12 protein-coding genes are annotated in these 18,677 nt (G+C 63.7%); 5 read left to right on the plus strand and 7 right to left on the minus strand.

Features of this window, described 5'->3' with window-relative positions:
* The first annotated feature begins 8 nt into the window (after positions 1–8).
* On the plus strand, positions 9–1,757 hold the full coding sequence (locus LSQ66_RS16560; protein ID WP_407659642.1) for an ABC transporter ATP-binding protein: 1,749 nt from the start codon (positions 9–11) through the stop codon (positions 1,755–1,757).
* A 162-nt stretch (positions 1,758–1,919) separates the two neighbouring features.
* Positions 1,920–4,025, plus strand: coding sequence for a sensor domain-containing diguanylate cyclase (locus LSQ66_RS16565; protein ID WP_231766292.1), 2,106 nt, complete (start codon positions 1,920–1,922; stop codon positions 4,023–4,025).
* 3 nt (positions 4,026–4,028) lie between these two features.
* Here the strand turns inward: LSQ66_RS16565 and LSQ66_RS16570 are convergent, their stop codons facing one another.
* From LSQ66_RS16570 to LSQ66_RS16600, 7 genes are all read right to left on the minus strand, one after another.
* Positions 4,029–4,325, minus strand: coding sequence for a hypothetical protein (locus LSQ66_RS16570; protein WP_231766293.1), 297 nt, complete (start codon positions 4,323–4,325; stop codon positions 4,029–4,031).
* 66 nt (positions 4,326–4,391) lie between these two features.
* Positions 4,392–5,360, minus strand: a complete 969-nt coding sequence (locus LSQ66_RS16575) for a hypothetical protein (protein WP_231766294.1) — start codon at positions 5,358–5,360, stop codon at positions 4,392–4,394.
* A 9-nt stretch (positions 5,361–5,369) separates the two neighbouring features.
* The gene (locus LSQ66_RS16580; RefSeq protein WP_231766295.1) at positions 5,370–8,948 is read right to left on the minus strand and encodes a tubulin-like doman-containing protein; all 3,579 of its coding nucleotides are present in this window, start codon (positions 8,946–8,948) and stop codon (positions 5,370–5,372) included.
* Positions 8,949–8,957: 9 nt separating this feature from the next.
* Positions 8,958–9,395, minus strand: a complete 438-nt coding sequence (locus tag LSQ66_RS16585; RefSeq protein ID WP_231766296.1) for a hypothetical protein — start codon at positions 9,393–9,395, stop codon at positions 8,958–8,960.
* Between the two features lie 7 nt (positions 9,396–9,402).
* The gene (locus tag LSQ66_RS16590) at positions 9,403–10,887 is read right to left on the minus strand and encodes a hypothetical protein (RefSeq protein ID WP_231766297.1); all 1,485 of its coding nucleotides are present in this window, start codon (positions 10,885–10,887) and stop codon (positions 9,403–9,405) included.
* Positions 10,884–12,398, minus strand: a complete 1,515-nt coding sequence (locus tag LSQ66_RS16595; protein WP_231766298.1) for a hypothetical protein — start codon at positions 12,396–12,398, stop codon at positions 10,884–10,886. Before LSQ66_RS16595 ends, LSQ66_RS16590 begins: the two co-directional genes overlap by 4 nt.
* Positions 12,399–12,556: 158 nt before the next feature.
* Positions 12,557–13,033: a cache domain-containing protein gene (locus tag LSQ66_RS16600; RefSeq protein ID WP_231766299.1), complete on the minus strand. Its 477-nt coding sequence runs from the start codon at positions 13,031–13,033 to the stop codon at positions 12,557–12,559.
* Positions 13,034–13,326: 293 nt separating this feature from the next.
* On the opposite strand from LSQ66_RS16600, the gene LSQ66_RS16605 reads away from it, so the two are divergent.
* Genes LSQ66_RS16605 through LSQ66_RS16615 form a run of 3 tightly spaced genes read left to right on the plus strand, consistent with a single transcriptional unit; the run spans position 13,327 to position 18,499 of the window.
* Positions 13,327–15,633, plus strand: coding sequence for a DUF6531 domain-containing protein (locus tag LSQ66_RS16605; protein WP_231766300.1), 2,307 nt, complete (start codon positions 13,327–13,329; stop codon positions 15,631–15,633).
* A complete protein-coding gene (locus tag LSQ66_RS16610) occupies positions 15,630–17,834 on the plus strand; it encodes an RHS repeat-associated core domain-containing protein (RefSeq protein ID WP_231766301.1) in 2,205 nt (734 codons plus the stop codon). Before LSQ66_RS16605 ends, LSQ66_RS16610 begins: the two co-directional genes overlap by 4 nt.
* Positions 17,834–18,499, plus strand: a complete 666-nt coding sequence (locus LSQ66_RS16615) for a hypothetical protein (RefSeq protein ID WP_231766302.1) — start codon at positions 17,834–17,836, stop codon at positions 18,497–18,499. Before LSQ66_RS16610 ends, LSQ66_RS16615 begins: the two co-directional genes overlap by 1 nt.
* Positions 18,500–18,677: the final 178 nt, after the last annotated feature.

The following is an 18,677-nucleotide window of genomic DNA, read 5'->3' on the forward strand; positions in this document are numbered from 1 at the left end:
AGCGCTCCATGGCGCTTTCCTACCGCCTGCTGCACAGCGTGACCAGGCCGGACATGCACCACCTTTACTGGGCCCTGCTCTGGCTGATCTGCGCCGCCGGTCTCGAAGTTCTCGGCCCCTTGCTGGGCAAGCGCCTGATCGACGAGCACCTGCTGCCGCGCCGCCTGGACTGGACGGCAATGGGCCTGCTGCTGGCGGGCGTGCTGCTCACCGGCTGGGCCTCCACCATCCTGCGCTACATGCAGCTGGTGCGTCTCTCCGGCCTCGCCATGCGCTCCGTGCAGCGCCTGCGCGAACGCGTCTACAGCCACGTGCTGCGCCTGCCCATGGCCTTCTTCGACCGCGCCATCACCGGCCAGCTGGTCTCGCGCGTTACAAACGATACCGAAGCGGTCAAGGGGCTTTACATCCAGGTGCTGTTCGTCATGCTGGACAACTCCATCGTGCTGGTGGGGATGGTGTGCGCCATGGCATGGCTGGACTGGCGCCTGATGCTGATCGTGGTGGCCCTGCTGCCCTGCGTGCTGCTGATCGTCTTCCTCTACCAGCGCCTGAGCGCGCCCGCCGTGACGCGCGCGCGCCAGCTGCGCAGCGAGATCAATGCGCAGATGGCGGAATCCATCGGCGGCATGAGCGTCCTGCAGGCGAACAACGCGGGCGAGCGCTTCACCGAGCGCTTCGCAAAAACGAATGAACAGCACTACACGCAGCGCGTGGCCGAGATCCGCGCCAACGCCTGGCTGCTGCGCCCCGCGCTGGACATGCTCAACGTGATCCTGCTTGCGGGCGTGATCTTCGCCTTCGGCCAGCGCAGCATGAGCGCCGCCGAAGTGGGCGTGCTGTACGCCTTCATCAACTACATCGCCCGCGTGATCGAGCCCCTCATCCAGATCACCATGCAGTTCAGCCAGTTGCAGCAATCCGTCGTGGCCACGAGCCGCGTGGCCGCCCTGCTGGCGGAAGAGGACGCGCAGGAACACCATGCGGGCCGGCACGGCGTGCGCAGCGCAGCCAACGATCCGGACGCTCCCGCCATCGCCATCAGCCACCTGGACTTCGAGTACAACCCCGGCCAGCCGGTGCTGCACGACCTGTCGCTCACGATCCCGCAGGGCGCCTTCTTCGGGGTGGTGGGCCACACGGGCAGCGGCAAGTCCACGCTCATGTCCCTGCTGCTGCGCTACTACCCTGCGCGCCACGGCAGCATACTGATGAACGGCCGCCCCCTGGACGATATCGACACGGAGCAGTTCCGCAGCGACGTGGGCCTGGTGCCGCAGGACCCCTTCCTGCTCGCGGCGTCGGCGCGCGAGAATATCGACATGGGCCGCGGCCTGCCGCAGGAGCAGATCGAGGCGGCGGCGCGGGCGGCGCACGCGCACGGCTTTATCCAGGCGCTGGAGGATGGCTACGACACCATGCTCGGCGAAGGCGGCTCACGCCTTTCCTCCGGCCAGAAGCAGCTGATCGCCATTGCGCGCGCCCTGGCTGGCCAGCCGCGCATCCTGCTCATGGACGAAGCCACCTCGCGCATCGACAGCGCCACGGAGCAGATCGTGCAGGCGGCAATGAACGAGCTGCGCGGCCGCGTCACCATCATCGCCATCGCCCACCGCCTGTCCACCATCCGCGATGCCGACCGCATCATCGTGCTCAATCACGGCCGCATCGCGGAAGCGGGCGCCCACGATGAACTGATGCAGATCGACCAGGGCCTGTACCAGCGCCTCTACCTGCTGCAGCAGTTGGCTGCGTGACAACGCTGGCTAACTATCAACAAATTGGTGCGAAGTGTAGGGAAAAGGTCACTTTTCGAAAAAAAGTCTTCTCGATCCTGAATTTCCGAACTGCAACGACCTATAATGGAATGACACGATTCGCGCCGTCGATAGGCGCCGTGCAGGCTCGAGGACACAAAGTTGGCAGGATTACCGGCATCGACGATCTCGCGTGGCATAAGGCTGCTGGGAGCGGCCTGCCTGCTTGCGCCGGTACTCGCCTTCGGCGAGACTCCGCTCGATAGCGAGATCGCGGCCATCCGCGAGCAAGTGCGCTTCATGCCCGACCAGGCCCTGCACCGCCTGCAGAAGATCGACAGCGAAGCGCGCAGCGCACCGCCCGCCGCCTATGGCGAATTCCTGGTGCAGATGGCATCCGCCTGGCGCGGCATCCACGACAACGAAAAATCCCTGCAGGCCGCTGAACAGCTGATCGCCTTCGGCAAGGCCCACAAGGACAACGCCCTTCTCGCCAAGGGCATGCTGGCCAAGGCTTACACGCTGTCCGCCATGAGCGAGCTGAAAGCCTCGCATGCGGTGGCCTTCGAAGCCGAAAAGATCGCCAACACCACGAACGACATGCCGCTGCGCGTGCAGGCCACGATCACGGCGGGCCAGAGCTTTGCGGAACAGGGGAACTTCCCCAGCGCGCTGCCCAAGCTGCAGCTGGCCGTGGACCTGGCGCGCCCCATCACCGAAGACCTGACCCCGCTGGCCATGGCCCTCAACGCCCTGGTGCTGGTCTATGTGCAGCTCAAGGAATACGACAAGGGCTGGGAAGTGCAGGCCGAGTCCATGGAAGTGGCGCACAAGCTCAATTCACCCGGACGGCTGGCCATTGCGCTGAGCACCGAGTACGGCCTGGCCATCGACACCCAGCAGGATGAACGCGCCATGCGCGCCCTGCTGCGCGGCCTGGAAGTGGTGCGCAAGCTGGGCGCCCGCCGCATGGAGGCCACCACGCTGGTGAACCTCTCGGACATCTACCTCAAGCAGCGCGACTATGCGAGCGCCCTCCGCTTCGGCAACGAATCGCTGCAGGCAGCGCTGAAGATGAACGACACGCGCACCGAAGCCACGGCCCGCATCAACATCGGCCAGGCCTACCTCGGCATGGGGCGCGTCGCCGAAGGGAAGAAGAGTTTCGAAGCCGGGCTGGCCGTTTATGAAAAACTGAACGACAAGCCCGAACTGCAGATCATCCTGACCGAGTACGGCGATGCGCTGGAACGCGCGGGCGACTATGCCGCCGCCGTTTCCGCCTACCACCGCGAGCGCAGGCTGTCGAATGAGCTGTTCGAGAAGGCAAGGCAGAAAGCCGTGCTGGAGCTGCAGGAGAAGTACGACGCCGAGAAGAAGCAGCGCCAGATCGAGTCGCTGAGCCACGAGAACCTGGCGAAGAGCGCGGAGCTGGATAACCGCCGGCTGCAGCAGCGCGTGTGGTGGCTGCTGGCACTGGTGTTCGCCCTCGCATCGGTCATCGTGGGCCTCCTCTACCGCAAGGTGCGGCAGGCGAACGCCCAGCTGGAAGTGAAGAACCTGGAGCTCAAGCAGCAAAGCTCCCTGGACCCCCTCACCTCCCTCTACAACCGCCGCCACTTCCAGGAATACATGCGGGCCCACAACCACCACGAACGGCGCGGCGCAGGCAGCGACGAGGAAATGGTGGGCGCCCTCTTCCTGCTGGACGTGGACCATTTCAAGCACGTCAATGACACCCATGGCCACGCCGCGGGCGACGCCGTGCTGAAGATGATTGCGGAGCAGCTGCGCGTGGCCTTGCGCGAAACGGACATGATCGTGCGCTGGGGCGGCGAAGAATTCCTGGCCTTCCTGCCTTCGGTGCCGCGCAGCAGCCTGGAGGAAGTGGCGCGGCGCATCCTGTACAGCATCTCCACCCAGCCTCTGGACTACCAGGGCACCGCCATCCCGGTCAATGTATCGGTCGGCTTCGCGCCCTTCCCGCTCATGCCGGGCAATACCCCGCTGCCATGGGAGCGCGCGGTCAACCTGGTGGACATGGCCCTGTATCTCGCGAAGGCACATGGCCGCAACAGGGCCTACGGCGTGCGCGGCTTCTCGAACTTCCACAGCACCACCATGGAGCACATCGAGCAGGATCTGGAGCGCGCGTGGCGCGAAGGCTTCGTGGACCTGAGCGTGGTGCTGGGCGGAGCGCCGGGTGTGCCGCCGCCGTCAGCCAGCAATGTGGTGCCGCTGAACGTGCAGCGCAAAACCAGCAGCTGAACGCTACTTCTCCTCTTTCTTCTTCCGCTCTTCCTCCGCGCGCGCCTCACGCGCCGAATCCTGCACCTTCTCGCCTGCCTTTTCCATCTTCTCGCCGATCACCTCGGCGGCCTTGTTGATGGTGCGGCCTGCATCTTCGGCCGCCTTGTCCAGTTCCACGGCCGCCTTGGCCGCCGCCTGGTCGATCTGGCGCCCGGCGCGTTCGGCCGGGCCTTCCTTGATCCGCTTGTCCTCCTGCCTGTCGCAGCCCGCCAGCGCGAGCCCGAGAATGATGATGCCGATCCAGTGCTGTGTCCGCATAGCCACTCCTCCAACAAACTTTCTCCCCAGCATAGCAAAATCGGGCCGGGCGGAGCGCTATGTTGGCTACTGCGCGGGCGCTGGAGTCTCATCCAGCAGGGTGGTTTCGAGCAGCCTTGAAAGGTCTTCGCGCAAGGCCTGAAGCCGGGGCGCGGCTTCGGGCCGGTTCAGCTTTTCCGCCGCCTGTATCTTCGCTTCCGCACAGGCGCGCTTGCGTTGCGCGATGCAGCTGCGGGCCTCGTCCAGCAGGTTCTCGGCGCGCATGGTGTCGATGCGCGCGAACAAGGCATCGGTTTCCGCGTCCTCGCCCCACTTGGCGGTGAAAGCCTTCAACCGGGTTGCCGCGCGGTCGGGCGCGTTGGATTTCAATGCGCCGTTCAGCACGGGCTGCAGTTCGGTCCAGGCCTTCGCCCGCTGCCGTGCCTTGTCGCAGGCCGGCGCCGCATCGTTGATCGCCTGCTGCACACGCTGGAGCTGTTCCGCCGACGCCTTCGCGGTCTTCAATTCCGCCAGCCCGGCGCGCGCATCGCCAATGCGGCAGCCGCCAGCCTGCGCAATTGCTTCGGCAACGCGGCCTTCGAACTTCTTCGTCCGGTTCTCCGGCCTCACCATCAGCCAGATGGCCAGCAGGAGCAAGGCGACAACGACCCAGGTGCCCTTCCCCACGGGCTCGCGCACCGGAGGCCGGGCCGCGCGTGGCGCGCTGCTCTCCTGCGCAGGTGCGGCGGCCGGTGGGGCCGCCGCATCTGCCGTGGCCTGCGCTGTCTCGCGTTCCTGTGCGGCCCGCCCGGCAGACGCCCGCCCCGCCGCAGCGCGGTAAGCGGCCACGCGTTCGGCGGCTGCCATGTCGGCAGCGGCCCGCTCCGCCGCTTGCCGGCCGGCTGGTGCGATGTCCTGCGCAAGGTCCGGCGCACGGGCCGCTGCCGGAGGCGCGGCTGTGCCTTGCTGCCGTACGCCGCAGTAGGGGCAGAAGTTCACCGCGCGCGGGAAGGTCTTCCCGCACTCGCTGTTCACGCAGGCATGAAGCTCGGTCACCGCTGCTCCTTATTCCGGGTCGGGAATATCGTCCTGCGGATCGGGAATCGCGCCTTCGAAGAGCGCCGCGACCTCAGGCAGCTCGGCGGCCGTCTTCCACTGGTCCACATGCGGCACCCAGCGCATATTCCACAGCTTCGTTCCACGCACGATCTCGCCGCGCGCAATGCGCTGCGCCAGCTCCTGCAGGTTGAATGGCCCCTGCTGTACCCGGTCGAGGAAGACCTTGTACAGCGAGTCAGGCGCCAGCGGCGGCGCGCTGCCGAAGATGGAAACCGCGGCGGACTCGCTGGCCAGGTACTCGGGCCGCAGCACGCGCTTGTCCGCCTGCTGCTGCACCTCCCAGCTGTAGCTGTCGCTGGCCGATCCGGGAACGATCTCGCTCCACTGCGCGAGCGATTCCATGGCCCGCTCCTCGCTGGCGGGACCAAGCGCAGGATCGGAAGCGTGCGCGCGGCGCAGCCAGGCGTCGTGCAGCCGCCGTGCCGTAATGTTCGGCAGCGAGGGCGACGGCAGTTCGGCGCCCGTTTCATCGACCTCCAGGCGCGGCTGGTATACGCGCAGCTGATAGTGCCGCATGAGGGTGGCCAGCAGCAGCATCTGGTGCGGCCCCATCCTGCCCAGGCGCTGCTGGACGGCGGCAATCAACTGATCGCGGTAGTAAGGCGGCAGGCCGTTGGACCGTATTGCGAACTCATTCCCGATCTGCAGCCACTCGCCCGATCCGCGCTCCACCTCGAACAGATACTGGCCGTGCGGCTGGAAGCTCGCTTCCCGGTCCGCCAGGTCCGCCTTGCGGCGCAACACGCCCAGCGCTACGGCCTGCAGGAACCATTCATAGTCGTCCGCCAGCCGGTTCAGTTCATCCATGCTCGGCGAAATGGGGTGGCGGAAGCGCGTGGAATCGAAATGCAGGTGTGTGGGAATCTTCGGGTTCTCGATCTGGTAGGACGTGCGCCAGGTCGGCAGGCCGCGCAGCACTGTCATGGGGAAGCCGGAAAGCTCGATGTAGCAGACCGCCCGGCCGCCGATGCCCGTGTTGACCAGGTTGAGCAGGTCGCCGTGGAAAAAGCCTGTTGGCACGGCAGCCCGCAGCTCGCCTTCCAGCCTGCGCCAGGCATGGGCGTCCGCCACGCCGATGAAGCACTTGAACTGGTCGGCGTTCGGCGTGTACTCGGCGCCGAAACGCGCGTTCACCCATGGCATGGCGCTGCGTATCCATTCGTTGAAGATGCGCTGGCGCTCCTGCGGCGTGAGCGTCAGCAGCCTTTCGAGCAGCGGGTCCGTGGCGGGCGCATCGCCCGGCTGCACGGTCGCCAGCTGCACTTGCGCGCGGCGGAACAGCTTGAGAAGCAGTGAGGCGCGCAGCTTCTCCTCGCCCAGCTGCGGGAACAGGCGCGCGGAACCGCCGAATTCGCGCAGCACCTCCTCGCTCCAGGCGCTCACATCGCCGCTCAGGCGCACCGGCTCCGGCGGCGTATCGCTGGCCAGCTTCATATAGGTGGCGTGTTCGTGCTGGGCGTCCGCCCGCAGCTGGGCAATGCGCTGGTCCACTGCGCCCAGCATCGCCTCCACGCTGCGGCGGCCTTCCTGGAATTCCCCTGCAATGCCTGTCCATTCCCCCCGGCCCTTCTCGTCCACCGTGCGGATATCGCCCAGCCAGAGCGACATCTCCTTCAGCAGGACGATGGCCTGCCCTGCCGCCACGGCGAGCATGTGGAAGCGCAGATAGTCCGAGAGGTCGCGCTTCAGGTGCGCCATCACTTCGCGCGACTGCTGTTCCCGCCCCAGCAGCTTGCCGGAGGCCTGGGTGAGATTGTTCAGCGACTCCTCCACCTGGCGGGTGCGCAGCACATCGCGCATCTCCCGGTAGCGCAGCGCATTGCGTTCCATGTGCGGCAGGTCGCGCTGCGCCAGGCGCCCCTTGACCTGCTCCAGCAGGGAGAGCACGAACTCCAGGCCGCCCTGCTTGCGGTCGTCCAGCAGGGCGTAAAGGCGGCTGCGCACGCGCTCCTTCAGCCGCACCGCCAGTTCGCTGGTGTGGCGCTTCAGCCTGTCCTCGCTCGTCTCCGCCGTGGCGCCCGCCTCGCGGATGGCGTCGCGTTCCAGCTGCGGCAGCAGTTCGGCCACCTTTTCGCGCCACACTTTCAGGTCGTAGCCCGCCATGATGCGGTCGATCTCCATCTGCACCTTGCTCTCGACCCGCTCCAGCAGGGAGCGCTCGTCCTTGTCCTGCAGGAGCTGGCCGACCAGCGCGTATTCGTGGAAGGGCGTCGTATCCACGGTTCCCCGGCGGAAGTCCGGGAACTCGTCGAATGGCTGCTCGCTCATCGCCATGTGCTCGCGCATGAAGACGTCGCGCTCCTGGTCCCCGGCCCGCCGCGCAGGCGCGCCATCGCTGCCCATCACGCCGAAGAAGGCCTTCACCATCAGCCCCGCGAGCTCGTAGGCGCGTATGTCCTCGCGCAGGCTTTGCTGGGTATCGAGCACCGACTGCCCGAAGGCCGAGTACACCTTCGAGTACGAAAGGCGCATGTCGCCGAAGCGCTGCTCCGGCACACGCGGATTGAAAGGCCCCAGCTTGTGCTGCTGCTGGTTGACCGCGACGGAGCGCTTGCGGTTGGCGAAATCGGCGGAAGCGAAGTCTTCGAACAGGGAGTCCGCCACCATCTGGTACACGTCCTTCACGTCCAGCGTGGCCTTGTTGGCGAGGTTGGCCGTATCGACCAGGTACACGTCGTCGAAAGGCGCGCCACGGCCTGTCAGGCTGTCCGGGTCCGCCCAGCGAACATGAGCGTTCATGTCGCGCATGGCCGTTTCCAGTTCCATCAGCGTGGCGTAGGCATTGGCCTCGGTGCGTTCCTTGTTGGCGCGGGCATAGCCGGTGGGCATGAACATCACCGCGTCCACCTGGCTGTCCGCCACCTCCTGCCGGGCGATGGCCTTGGCGATCCAGCCCAGGTCCATCATCGTTCCCGCCCCGGTGCCGCCCGCGTTGGAGCCGATCACCACAATGCGGAACTTCGACGTATCCACCTGCAGGCCGAGGCGCTGGTAGTTTTCCTTGCGCTCCTGGCCCGCGTTCCCGCTCAGGAAATTGAGCGCACCCTTGATGCGGCCGCGCAGCTTGGGATATTTGTCGTACAGGTAGAGCCGCGCCACGGCGCGGATCTGGCCCGCTCCCTTGGACGGATCGATACCCAGGGAACGCAGCTTCTTCGGCCGCAGCGGCATCCAGCTTTCGATCAGGGGGAAGCGCGCCAGGCTGTCGTCCGACTCGTGGTACTGCTGCAGATCGATCGGTTCGACCAGCCTTTCCTCGTCGCTGAGTTTCACCAGCTCGTACCACGGGTCGGTGCGCTGCGATTTGCCCTCGTCGATCACCGCGCCGCTATCGAGGTCGATATGCAGGAAGCGCGCAACGGGAAAGTCGCCGATGGCGTCAACGCGGGTGGGATGGTGGCGGTTCCACACTGCGGACAGAATGCGCCTGCGGATGCGCATCAGCACTTCCATGCCCGTGCCGCCCGCGCCGATGAACAGCGTGGGCCGCAGGTCTACCTTGAGTTCCGTCTTCTTCTCGTCCATGGGCGTCTCCTAGCGGCGGCCGGTAATGAAGGCGCCCACCAGCGCGGCGATGCCGAACACCAGCAAGGTGCCGGTGACGGCGAGATTCAGGAACTTGCTTGCATTGAGCAGGCCCAGTACGACCGCCGCGCTCAGGAAGGAGAGGCCGAAGAACATCAGCCAGCCCGCCGTGTCGGCGGACGCGGGCGACACGCGCTTGCGCACCAGGTGGTTGGCATAGGCGTTCCGCGCCAGGAAGAACACCAGCAGCAGCACCACGAATATCCCGCTGCCGATGGCGATGTCGCGCGTTGAGGTATCGGTGGCAGGCGCCCCGGCGACCGGCGCGACCTCGATGGGCGTTCCCGCTGCCGGAGGCGGCGTGGTGGAGAGCGCAGGATTGGAGCCATCCGGCGCCTTCGGGGACTTGCTGTCGGGGACTTTGAATCCTGGATCTGGTGTCTGCATGGTGTCCTCATTTGCCAAGGCGGACCTGCGCGCCCTCGCGCACGTCCGCCAGCTGGTTACCGAAAACGGTGGTGTGAAGCGTTGCCGCCTGCATGCCGGTGCGATCGTAGAGCGGCGTGCGCGCGCCGGGCTTGGCGCGCACGGTACGGGGTTCTCCGTCTATGGTGAGGAGAACCTTGCGCGGCCTCGTCATGGCCACCGTCGCCGCTGCGGCGGCGCCCAGCAGGGCTAGCGCGGCGCCTGCCGCCATGGCCAGCGGCGCCATGCCGTAATGAACGCGCACCTCAAGCGGCAGCGTGGCGCGCGAACCCTGTATCTGCGCGGGCGGCGTGAAGATCTCTGGCAGCGGATCGCCTGGAAAGAGCGCCGCCATGCGCTGCCGGAACGCCTGCGACAGTTCGAGTTTCTGGTCCGCGAGCTGGACCTCGATGCGTGCCGGCAGAACCTGCGCGGAACCTGCCGAACGCAAGGCCTGCAGGGACCACTTGCCTGGCAGCTCCCCAAGCGGCAGCGGCATGGCGGAAGCCATGGCCTGCGGCTTGCCGGGGCTGAGCGCGGTGATAGCGCCATGTTCCAGCCGGATCGGCGCTTCACTGCCTGCGATATCTGCGCGGGCCGCGATCCTCGCGTGTGCGATGGTGTAGGGATAGATGGCGTTCTCCATGCGCCAGGCGATGCGTGCCGAAGCGCCTTGCGCGGCCCCGGTATCGGCATCGATGTCCGCGCGCAGCAGGCCATTGGGCAGCGTGCTGAAGGCAACGCCCGGCAGGTTCTCCACCTTCGCGGGCAGCAGGCGCACGGTGTCCTGGTCCAGGGGCTTGAGGCGCGCAGGCGGCTCGGTGATCACCTGCTGCACGCGGCCGCTGGCCATCAGGCGGTCCAGCTCGCGCGCCCCTTCCTCCTGCACGGCAAACACGTACACCATCAAACCGTTCGCGCTGTAGCTGGCGCCATGCACCGGCATATGCAGGGGAAAGGCGAGCGCCTTGCGGATTGCGCCGCCCTCGTGGATCAGCTGATAGAACTCGCGGTTGCGGCGCGCCGTGGCCTGGTCGTTGTTCGGACTGTTGCGGTTATTGGTGAAGAGCCACACGAGGCCGGGCTTGCCGCCCAGCGCCACGTCCATGGACGCGCGCACGGCCTCGCCAAGGTCCGTATCGGCCAGCGCGCTGCTGCCCGGTTTGCGCGCCACGGCCAGCGATGCGAGGGCGTTCGCGATGGCGTCGCGCGGCGGCTTCGCATCCACCTTCAGCGCCAGCAGGGCCCTGGGCGAAGGCGCGCCGGGAAGGCTCTGGTTGAAGGAGGCCATCACCAGCGCATCGCCAGGCTGCACGGCCGCCAGCGCAACCTCGCGCACCAGCGCCTTGTACTGCGAGGCCGGGTCGCTGTAGAACGGTTCCATCCAGCCCGAGTTCTGGACCAGGAACACGTGCGATACGGCGCCTGCGGGTGCGGCGGCCGCGCAGCACAGCGCGAACAGCAGCGCCTTCATGGCTCCTCCCCAAGACGCCAGCCACGGATATGGTTCCAGGACGGGTGATGCAGCCAGAGACAGTCGTTATGCACGAAGGGCAGGCAGTCCGCCGGATGCCGCAGGCGCACGATTTCGTCCAGGATCACATTACGCTGCCCCACCCACTCGAACAGGGTGCGGGGCAGCAGCTCGCCGCTGAGCGCCGCCTCCGCCTTGCCGGTATAGCCCTCGATGCGCAGCACCAGGCCGGAAGGCTGGCTGCGCGTGGCCGAGATGTTCTCCAGCAGCGGCAGCACGAGGGCATCGCCATGGCGCTGGTCTTCCACGTCTTCCACCGACCAGGGATCGTTCTTGACCTGGTGCCCGCGCCGGAACAGCAGCGTATTGAAGCCGAGGCGCGCGCCGTCGATGGGCTGCACCTGCCCTCCGGCGCGGCCCAGCTCGCGAAAGGAATAGCTCTCGCCGTCGTGCCCGATCAGCCACAGGCGGCCGTCGCGGCTGCGGGCGGGGCCGCCGAACTGCAGGCGCGGCTTCCACGGGAAGGGCCAGGCCAGCCATTGCGGCGCGCGTCCCGGATGCCACAGCAGATGGCCGCGCTCATGCAGCCACACGAGGGCGCCGTCATAGCTGTAGGGCCGGGACCAGCCACTGTCAGGCACCTCTGAACCGTTGACCGGGAGGGATTCCGGATCGGCGCCATCCGCCAGCGCTGTCCACAGGCGCGGCCCCTCCGGGGCAGCCACAAGGCAGGCGATATAGCGGCCGGCCGCGCCCGGGCTGGACGCCAGCGGCGCGTGCAGCACGGCTTCCGTGCGGAAGCTTTCGTTGACGGGATTGACGAGCAGGCGATACAGGCCGCCATCGCCCGGCAGCAGTCCCACCTCGCCCCGCCTTCCGCCGGATGCAGGCAGCCAGGCAAAGGCGGAGCGCTCGAAGCGCAGTTGCGCCGCGCCCTCTTCCGGCGCCAGCAGTTGCCAATGGCTGGCGCAGGGGTCCCAGTACTGCAGCACATTGCGCGTGTAGGCCAGCGCCAGCAGGCGCTGCGCAGCAAAACCGAAGGTGCCGGAGATGAAGGCGCTGACTGCATTCGGCGGCACGGGCAGGCGCAGCTCGGCCTGGCCCACCGCAGGCTCGGGCGCCCGCTTCTCCAGCGCCTGCGCCAAGGGAGCGGAAGTGAGCGGCAGTCCCTGCGGCGCGTGCTTGGGCAAAGGCCAGGCGCTGGCAGGAAGCGCGGCGGTGCCGGGCGGCGCGGCCCAGGCCGGGATGAGGCGCGGGGCATCGCCCGCCTGCAGCAAGGGAGCGCCGCAATCGGGGCAGAACGCAAAATTTTCGGGGAAGATCGCCGCGTGATCGCAGCTCGCTGGAAGCGCTGCGCCGAGCACGGCCGCCACATCTGCCAGGCGTCCGCGTGCGTGAGCCCAGGCGACGGGACTCAGTTCCCTGCTGCGTTCCAGTTCAAAGCGGCTGGACCCCGTGCCCGGCGCGTGTTCGAGCCAGGCACTGTCTTCGCTGTGCCATCTGTATGCCATGTTTCATCCGGTCTGTTCGACTGCATTGAACACAAGCTCTGCCTTGGCGAGCGCGTGCTGCTGGGCCCATCATAACGCATCCGGATGAAAAAACTACGCCCCGCAGGAAGCGGGGCGTAGAAAGATATTAGGCGCAAGTTACGCGCAAATAGCGGAAATTATTTATAAATACCAACTCCAATCAGCACATCGCCCGCCTTCTCGACGTAAGTGGACTTATCTTCGAGATTCTTGCTGACCGAATTCGGCCATTTATATGACACCCAGCCCTTGCCGGCGGGGCTGCCGGCGATCTTCAGGAACTCCTTGATGGGGTAAACCCCGCCCGCATTCAGCTCCACCAGGTTCTTGTTCACCATTTTCGGGTTCTGGCCGTGGGCCAGGGCCACGCCGCGTTCATCGCCGGTGGTGCCGAACATGAAGACATACAGGTCGCCGTTGATGAACTCGCCTTTCGGATCGTTGAAGGCGGCAATCGCCTTGGCGCGGCCGTTCTTTTCCAGATAGGCGACCGCTTTCTTGACCATGGCCACCGCCTCGTCGGCCGTGCCGCGATGGGTGGATTGGGCGGAAGCGGAGCCGCCGACAGCGAGGGCAAACAGGGCCAGCAGCAGGTGACGGAACAGGTATTTCATAGCGATGTATCTCCTCGTTTTGGAATGTCTTCTTGACCGGACTTCGTCGAGCCCGTGATTCCAGAGTAGCACATGCTCTCAGGCAATAATCCGCCAGAGCGTGAATATTCACACTGCATACAACAACCGTGAATCACCTTCCTCAGAGCCAAGCACGAAATTGACATAGATTTAATTTCGATATTTTTATAACAACATCCTGTGAGCTTGAACAGGCTGCGATTTGCCGCCCCATCTACGATGAACTGGTCTCTCGTCAACGCGAGTTCGGGCCAACATCCACAGGGGGAATCATGAAGTCTCTCGTATTCATCCTTTTACTGCTGCTCCAACTTCCATCTCTATGCCATGCGCAGATCGACGATTCGCCAGGCTGGGTATATGGTTTTCCGCCCCGCGCGGCAGCGACACCAGAAGAAGCATGCCGGCTCAACTTCCGGATGTGGCCTGACGAGTTTCTATACCTTGAACCAGCCCCGCTCTCCGGCATCTGGAATGGCGCGTATTACCACTGCTGGTATCGCTTGAAATTTACTGGCACCAAATATCGCCTGAGTACCTTTCTGCGCTGTGGTCCCGAAGAACATCGCGCCTGGCCCGGCGTTTGTACGCGGCGCATCTGGCGCCAGCCCAAGGCCGAGAACTGCTCATCGAACGAGCCTTCGCACAAGGTAGGCAATCCTGTCACCGTGACGTCCGGGGCCAAGGTGGAAGACGAGATTGATTTTGTCTGGGGACCGACGGATCTCCACCGCATAGCGCGTTCCTACCGCTCCATACGTGAGGCGATGCCCGCCGCAGCGGGGCGGAAGCTCTGGTCTTTCTCATTCCAGCGAAGTCTCAGTGTCCTGCCAGCATCGTCTGCATCCGCTCCTTCGCTGGTCACAATTACAGATAACGACGGCAGCGTCGAACAGTACAAGCAAACGGATGGGCGCTATCAGGCAACCGCGTCGGATACCATTCTGACGCCGATTGGGCCCGGCTTTGACAAGTGGGCGCACCTGCAGCCGCAGGGGCTGTTGGACATTTACGAAAAAGCGGGCGAGGACTATCGGCTGGCGAGTACGCATGCCGCAGGCGGCGCCGGCATCGTCTACACGTATGACCAGGAAAACAGACTGACCCGGATCACGGATACCTTCGGCCGCATCGTCGATATCGAATGGACGCCTGAAGAAAATATCTCAGCGATAGGCAATGCAGGCGGCTCGGTAGCCTATGAGTATGAAGCGGTGGGCACGGAAAACCGGCTGGTCGGCACGTACAGGCTACGTTCCGTCTCGCAGCAGACGTCCGACAAGGAAGAACTTGCCACCACGCGCTACCACTACACGGACGGCGATACATGGCAGAGCCGCTTTCTTCTTGAGAGCATAGAACATGACCCGGACGTGAAGTTTGCCCAATTCAGTTACGACGACGAAGGTAGGGTCCTCAGTTCCGAGCACGCGGGTACAGCATATCGCCACACCTTCTCCTACCCGAACCGCAGCAGTACGGTCGTCACCGATCCGCTTGGGGCGGTACGGATATACTCGTACAAGGCAATCAATCAGCGGGAGCGCATCACTGAGATCAGCCAGCCTGGCGGTTCCGGCTGCGCGTCAGCAGCGCACAAGCTTACTTATGATCGCGATGGCGGGCTATCCAGCCTGGTGAAATTCGATGGCCTGAAAATCTGCTTCGCCAATCACGCTACGAGGAACCTGGAAATCAGCCGGATCCAGGGCTTGAGCGCTGCAGAAAGCTGCCCTGCCGCCAGTGCGCAACCGGCGCCGGGACAACGCAAGATATCGACGCGCTGGCACCCGGTATGGCGACTGAAGACCGGCATTGCCGAGCCGCTCAGGATCACGAGCTATGTCTACAACGGCCAGCCGGACCCGGACGGCAAAGTTTTCACCTGCGCCAACGGGGGCAAGCTGCCCGATGGATCACCGATAGCAGTGATCTGCAAGCGCATAGAGCAGCCCACGACCGACCAGACTGGTGCGCAAGGTTTCGCTGCAACGGCACATGGCGCTGCCCGCGTCACCAGCTACGCTTACAATGCCATGGGCCAGATTCTGTCCAGCACTGAAGTTTCAGGCGCAGGCGGCGGCAACACCACCGGATACGAATACTATTCCGATACCGCGCCATCGCACACTTCCGGCGACCTGCATAAGGTCACCGACGCCAAAGGCCACACTACCGAGTACCTGGAATACACCCCATCCGGCCTGGCCACCAGCATCCGTACGCCACAGGGAACAGTAACTGAGCGCAGCTACGACGCTTTGCAGCGCATGACCCGCCATGTTATTGCAGCAGGCACGCCAGATGCCGAGACCACAAGCTTCAGCTATAACCCTGCCGGACTTCTCAGCAGAGTGGACCTTCCCGATTTGTCCTACCTCCAGTACAGCTATGACCAGGCGGAGCGGCTGACGGCCATTACCGACAAGGCAGGCAACTCGGTCGAGTACACCCTGGACGGCATGGGCAACCGCATCCGCGAAGAAATCCGCGACGCCTCGGGAACGCTGACACGGCAGATAACGCGCGTGTACGACGTACTTAACCGCCTGCAGGACAGCACGGAGAAAACAAAATGAAAACCCACGCACTCAAACTGGCGGTGTGTATTGCCGCCCTCCTTCCCGCCGTGGCTGGCGCACAGGACATGACACACTATGAATACGATGCGGAAGGCAGGCTCACACGGGTGGTCAACCCAACGGGTCAGGCCACTGTGCAGGCTTACGATAAGCTGGGAAGGATAGCAAAGCAGATTCTTCCCCAGCCTGCGCCAATCCAGCCAGCACCCGCCATCTCATACGCCTATGACCAGCAAGACCAGCTCATTGGCGTTACCGATCCGAGGAACTTAACGACCCGTTACACGGTCAATGGCATAGGAGACCGATCGCTGACGGCGAGCCCCGACACTGGTTCGACAAGCTATGTAGTGGACGCGACAGGCAATGTGGTGCAGATGAGAGACGCCCGGGGCCAAGTCACCAACTTCTCCTACGACGCTTTGCACCGCCTGACGAGAGCAAGCTATGCAAGCGGCACGCCAACCACATTCGAGTACGACACCGGCTCACCCGGCGCTATCGGAAAGGTAAGCAGAATGACCGACGAATCCGGACAAACGCGCTACCGCTACGATGGCAAAGGCAGACTGTTGGCTAAGGAGCAAACCACCGGCGCGAAAACGTTCATCGTGAGCTATGAATACGGCCAGAGTGGCAGCGCCCTCGGCAAGGTGACATCCATGCGCTACCCAAGCGGCAACCGCATTCAGTTTGCCTACAGCGACGCAGGCCGGCTCCAACAAATGACGCTCGTGACCGCCGATGCCCTGACCATCCCGCTGCTGCAGGATATCCGTCACCAGCCATTTGGTCCCGTTCTCTCGTGGACTTGGGGCAGCCCCACCCTTGGCGCCGCACGCAATTACATTCGCCAATACGATCTGGATGGGAGACTCGTAGGATATGACCTGGGCGCCGGAGTATTCCGCAAGCTCCAATATGACGCCGCAGGCAGGATAGTACGCACCCAGCACAGCGACCGGCTGCAAGCAAAGCCGCCGCATACAGCACTGGATCAGTCCTACGCCTACGACAATCTCGACCGCCTCACCCACTTCACCGGTGCGGGCACCTCACAGGGTTACCGCTATGATGAGAATGGAAACCGCGTGACCTCGACTTTCGGCGCCAGTACCTATGTGAACACCTACGACAAGTTCAGCAACCGCCTGCTGGCGACAAGCGGCCCGCCGTCTGCAAGGATGCTGACCTACGACGCCATGGGAAACCTTGTCAGCGACGGTAGCACCAACTACATCTACAACGCACGCGGCCGTATGCAGGCAGCGCTCACCGGTAGCGGAAAAGTCACCTACGCCTACAACGGCTTAGGCGAGCGCGTACTCAAAACCGGCCCAGAATCCCTCATCAAAGGGGGAAGGCTCCACTTCGTCTACGACCCAATGGAACCGCTGATCCTGGGCGAGTACGATGCATCCGGCCAAACTATTCAGGAAACAGTCTATCTCGGCAACACTCCGGTCGCGGTTGTAAGGCCAGGAGCAAACAAGTCGCGACCCGGCATCTACTACGTTTACGCAGACCACATCGACACCCCACGAGTGCTAATTGATTCGGAACGAAATGCGACCATATGGCGCTGGGATAATTCCGATCCGTATGCCCTGACAGCGCCGACCGAAAACCCCTCAGGGCCCGAAGCCTTCACCTACAACCTTCGCTTTCCTGGGCAGTACTATGATTCCGAAACTGCACTTCATCATAACTACCATCGAGATTACGAACCCCTGACAGGACGATACGTCCAAAGTGATCCGATTGGGCTAGAAGGAGGGATCAACACCTATTCTTATGTTCACAACAATCCCCTTGGCAGGGTGGACCCACTTGGTTTGTCAGATATCGTTTTCAATCGCGCAACAGGCACGATCACGATCACAGACCGTAGTGGCAATCCCGTGGGGACGTATCCTGCCGCGAACAATACGACCTCGACAAGCAACGGGCCTTGGCCCAACGGCACCTATCCCTACTCGCATCATCGGCCACATCCAGAAAGCGGCATCACGGGTCGGTTTGGCTCAAACGGAAACTTTGTGTTCTCCGTGCCAGGACGTTCTGGCATGGGAGTCCATTCTGGGCGCGGTGGTCCACAATCTAAAACAGAGGGCTGCATTCGTACGTCCGACGAGGCGACGAGTTTTCTTCGTGCGCTACATTCAACCGATCCAATTCAAACTATTACGGTGCAATAATGGCTCAGCGTATGCTATTAGCTTGGATTCTCAGCTTCTCCGTTTCCTGTTCACTTGCCGAAACCCGCCTGTGTTCTCCGCAAGAGGAGGAACAAGCTGAGTATGTGGCCGCGACAGCGACGTCATGGCAAGAGTTGTATCAACAATTTCTACGCTACGGTCATTGTGACGATGGTGCAATAGCTGAGGGATTTAGCGAGGCCGTGACCGTCTTGTTGGCCGAGCATTGGCACGCTGTCAAAGAACTGGATGCGATGCGAAGATCAGATCCCGGGTTCCAAGCCTTTGTTTTCCGCCATATCAACGAAACTGTTCCTCCCGAACGGCTGAACTTGATCGCAAGGAATGCGCATGAGCGATGTCCTCCTGGTTTAACCAAGCTTTGTCGTGATATTGAGGAGACTATTTCTACGCTGGCAACTGAGGCGTATCGTCTCCCAAAGAATGGAGAAGGCTCCTACTGCTTCTTTGACCCCAAGCTTCGGGTGAGCTGGAGCCTGCAGACGTTTGATCTTCATGAGGAGCAGAAGGGCCCTGAGAAAATCGAATATGTGATGAGTGCTTCGGTATCAGCTGATCAACATTGCTTCCCCAGCCCTCGCCAACCCAGCCGGCACCCGCTATTTCATATACCTACGACCAGCAGGACCAGCGCATTGGGGTAACCCGAGGAACTTAACAACCCGCTACACGGTCAATGGCATAGGAGACCAGTCCCAGACGGCGAGCCCCGACAGTGGTTCGACAAACTATGTTGTGGATGCGACAGGCAATATCGTGCAGACGAGAGACGCTCGGGGACAAGTCACCAATTTCTCCTATGACGTCTTGCACCGATTAACG

Origin of the sequence: Massilia endophytica, assembly GCF_021165955.1 — a bacterium.
GTDB lineage: Bacteria > Pseudomonadota > Gammaproteobacteria > Burkholderiales > Burkholderiaceae_D > Rugamonas > Rugamonas endophytica.